The organism is Pseudovibrio sp. POLY-S9 (assembly GCF_001431305.1).
Classification (GTDB): domain Bacteria; phylum Pseudomonadota; class Alphaproteobacteria; order Rhizobiales; family Stappiaceae; genus Pseudovibrio.
The window spans coordinates 137455-141422 of the sequence record NZ_LCWX01000145.1; the positions used below are offsets into that span (position 1 = coordinate 137455).

Consider the following 3968-nt stretch of genomic DNA (forward strand, 5'->3'; position numbering starts at 1 on the left):
GGCGTGGACCACGGTCACCACCTGGACGAGGACCACGGTCACCTGCCGGGCGTGGACCACGATCACCTGCTGGGCGAGGACCACGGTCGCCACCTGGACGAGGACCACGATCGCCACTGCGCTGAGGGCGATCACCAGAACGTGCCGGACGCTCTTCGCGCTGTGCTGGCTTTGGAGCTTCAGCAGCTTTTGCAGCCGCTTCAGCTTCACGCTTCGCTTTCGCTTCGGCCTTAGCACGTACAGCAGCTTCTTCAGCTTCACGCTTAGCGCGAGCTTCGTCTTCTACACGTTGTTTTTCTGCTTCTACAGCGCGCTGTGCAGCCAAGATTTCCTGACGCTTTGCTTCTTCAGCGCGGCGTTTAGCATCTTCGACTTCGCGAACCTTGGCCATTTTAAGCGCTGCGAGACGTGCGTCTGCTTCACCTTTGGTCAAGGTTTTCAGAACGGCACCACCGCCCTGACCGCCACCACCACCGCGACGCTGACCGCCACGCTGGTTGTTATTGTTGTTACGGTTGCCACCGCGACCGCCGCCTTCACCGCGCTTCTGAGCATCACCCGCACCACGGCGAGCTTGCTGAGGACCGCGCTCTTGCTGCTGTCCCTGACGCTTTTCCGGGCGTGACTGGGAGGCTGCAGGAGTTGAAGAGGAAGCTGCAGCAGGTGCAGGTGCCGCGGAGCCTTCCTGGCCCGGCACAACTACACGGCGCTTCTTCTTTTCCACGACGACTGCCTTGGAGCGGCCGTGGGAGAAGCTCTGCTTAACAGTGCCCTTCTCAACACTGCCTCCGCGTTTGAGGCCCAGCGTTTTCTTTTCCCCGCCGGTGGGATTGTCGTGGTTGTCTTTGGTATCGCTCATATTGCCTTCAGTCCTGCGCCACTGCACCCTTTGTACCGTCGTCGTCAGCCATGACAGAAACTTCCCGGAATTGCGCAAGGCGTTGCGCGTGCTTCACGAAGTTTCTGCCTGCCTCGCCGGCCAGCAGTACAGCATGTATAACGTTATCCCGATCCAGATGCGTACTCATCTGTTCCGAGTTAAACAGGCGGATCACGCTGAGACGATCCACCTTGCCAAATCTAGAAGCGGCTAGGGCCGCCAACTTACGCACACCATCTTCAGAGGCTTCAGTGGCGTGCACCAGAGCAAGAACACTCTCCTTTTTGAGAGCTGCCTCGACTTTCGAAAAGCCAACATGTAGGTTGCCAGCTTTTCGGCTCATGGACAGTGCGCCCAGAGCTGCCTGCTCCAGCAGTTTGTCGGTGTGGTCGGCCAAACCGTCTTCAGCGTTTACCTGCTCCTTAAAGCCTCTCGAGAAAGCGCGCCTTTTTATCGCTTCCTGCAAAACAGACTTCTTTGCCGACACCCAAACCCCACGTCCCGGGAGGGTGCCTTTCACATCAACTACAACAGTTTTGTCAGGAGCCATAACGAATCTGAGAAGGTCTGTCACCGGTAGAACTTCACGCGTGACCGCGCAGGTTCGTTCTGTCGGCTCATTTTTTCTCGGCACTTCGTATTCCCAACCCTACTATTGTTGTTATTTTTCATTCAGTTACGGGGATGTAGAAACCCGCAGCCTTATGCTGCAACTTCAACACACCCCCGTATAAAACTTTTTTCTGCAGTCAAGCGGCTACAGATTATTCAGAGGACTGCTCGCCTTTTGCGTCTTCTGCACCGCTCTCTTGCGCCAATTCCTCGTCGGCGTCAACCACAGTCTCTTCAAATGTTTCGCCTTCGAAGTCTTCTTCTTCGACTTCCAGCTCTTCTTCAGAGACTTCCACAAGGTCTTCCGCAGAGATCCATCCAGCAGCAACACGCGCTGACATCACGACAGCTTCCGCATCAGCACGAGACAGATCGAAACTGCTCAGAGTACCTTCCACGCGAATGGTTTCTTTATCCTTGCGTTCCGTCCAGCCAACAAGGTCGTCAGCTGCACAGCCTGCGAGGTCTTCCATGGTTTTGATTTCGTCTTTGCCCAATGCAACAAGCATTGCGGATGTAAGACCTGGGACCTGAACCAGCTCATCGGAAACACCAAGCTGACGACGCTCTTCTGCGAGCTTTGCTTCCTGCTCTTCCAGGTACTCACGTGCACGAGCTTGGATTTCGTCGGCTGTTTCTTCGTCGAAGCCTTCAATGGACGAGATTTCGTCGAGGTCAACGTACGCGACTTCTTCTACAGAAGTAAAGCCTTCTGATGCGAGAAGCTGAGAAACCATCTCGTCAACATTCAAGGTATTCTGGAAGAGATCGGAACGAACCTGGAATTCCTTCTGGCGACGCTCGGATTCTTCCGCTTCCGTCATAATGTCGATGCCCCAGCCGGTGAGCTGAGAAGCAAGACGTACGTTCTGACCGCGGCGACCAATTGCCAGAGACAGCTGATCGTTAGGAACAACAACTTCGATGCGCTCGGAGTCTTCGTCGAGAACAACCTTAGCAACTTCAGCAGGCTGAAGTGCATTTACGATGAAAGTTGCCGCATCATCATTCCAAGGAATGATGTCGATTTTTTCGCCCTGAAGTTCACCAACGACAGCCTGAACACGGGAACCACGCATACCAACACACGCACCAACCGGATCAATAGAACTGTCGTTAGAAAGGACTGCGATCTTAGCGCGGGAGCCTGGATCACGGGCAACAGCCTTGATCTCGATAACGCCGTCATAGATTTCCGGCACTTCCTGCGCGAACAGTTTTGCCATGAACTGAGGGTGTGTACGAGACAGGAAGACCTGTGGACCACGCTGTTCGCGGCGCACATCAAAGATCAGCGCACGAATACGATCACCATTGCGGAAGATTTCGCGCGGGATCAGTTCGTCACGACGAACGATTGCTTCACCCTTACCGGTGTCGACAACAACATTGCCATATTCAACGCGCTTCACAACAGCGTTGAGCACTTCACCAATACGGTCTTTAAACTCATCGTACTGCTGATCACGCTCAGCTTCGCGGACCTTTTGAACGATGACCTGCTTAGCGGACTGAGCAGCAATACGTCCAAAGTCAAGCGGCGGCAATGGATCTGCCATGAAATCGCCGACTGTTGCATCCGGGTTGCGCTCCTGCGCATCAACCAGAGCAATTTCAGTTGAGATGTTCTCGACAACATCAACGACCTGCAGCAAACGCTGAAGGCGGATTTCACCGGTTTTCGGATTAATCTCGGCACGAACTTCAGTCTCGGTGCCATAACGGGAGCGAGCGGCTTTTTGGATTGCATCCTCAAGAGCAGCAATCACAATGCTACGGTCGATCGACTTTTCGCGGGCGACCGCTTCAGCGATCTGCAGCAGCTCCAAACGGTTTGCGCTGATAGCCATTCCTCGTCAACTCCTTCCACGCCCTGCCTTCCTTCACACCAGCAGGAACATCAAAACAAAAGGGTGGCTCTTTAAAACCGGAACCGCCCATAACCCATTGCGCAACAAGAACAGCTAATCAGTGATTGAGGTAACTGTCGTCGTCCGTAGGCTCCCCACGGGCTGCTTTTGCGGCTTTATCGGCTTTCAATGCCGCATCGACCAGTTCATCAGTCAAAACCAATACGGCTGACCCAATCTCATCCAACGGAAGACGAGCTGCCTCATCCTGACCTTCCTGTACATCGGTCATTCTGATAAGCGCGCATCCATCTTCCACACCGATGATGTGTCCACGATATCTCTTACGCCCAGCTTGCGGCACAGACATTTCGATTTTCGCAACATGTCCGACCCAGCGCTCGAAGTCACCTGCGCGAACGAGCGGGCGGTCAATACCTGGAGATGAAATTTCGAGATGGTAGGCACCAGAGATTGGATCGTCCACATCCAGCGCCGGGGAAACTGCGTGGCTGATTTCTTCACAATCTTCAACAGCCATCGTCCCATCCGGGCGCTCTGCCATGATTTGAAGGGTGCAGCCATTGTTTCCGTTTACACGGATGCGCACCAGCCGATAGCCCAGA

At 54.4% G+C, this 3968-nt stretch carries 4 protein-coding genes; all 4 read right to left on the minus strand.

Annotation, left to right across the window (positions count from 1 at the left end):
* The coding region (locus PPL9_RS34210) for a translation initiation factor IF-2 associated domain-containing protein (RefSeq protein WP_244273387.1) at window positions 1–859 on the minus strand (859 nt) is incomplete at its 3' end.
* 7 nt (window positions 860–866) lie between these two features.
* The gene (locus tag PPL9_RS12905) at window positions 867–1514 is read right to left on the minus strand and encodes an RNA-binding protein (protein ID WP_082596804.1); all 648 of its coding nucleotides are present in this window, start codon (window positions 1512–1514) and stop codon (window positions 867–869) included.
* A gap of 130 nt (window positions 1515–1644) precedes the next feature.
* On the minus strand, window positions 1645–3342 hold the full coding sequence (gene nusA, locus PPL9_RS12910; RefSeq protein WP_057463071.1) for a transcription termination factor NusA: 1698 nt from the start codon (window positions 3340–3342) through the stop codon (window positions 1645–1647).
* A 118-nt stretch (window positions 3343–3460) separates the two neighbouring features.
* Window positions 3461–3968, minus strand: a 508-nt coding sequence (gene rimP / locus PPL9_RS12915; RefSeq protein WP_208989346.1) for a ribosome maturation factor RimP, incomplete at its 5' end; no start/stop codon positions are given.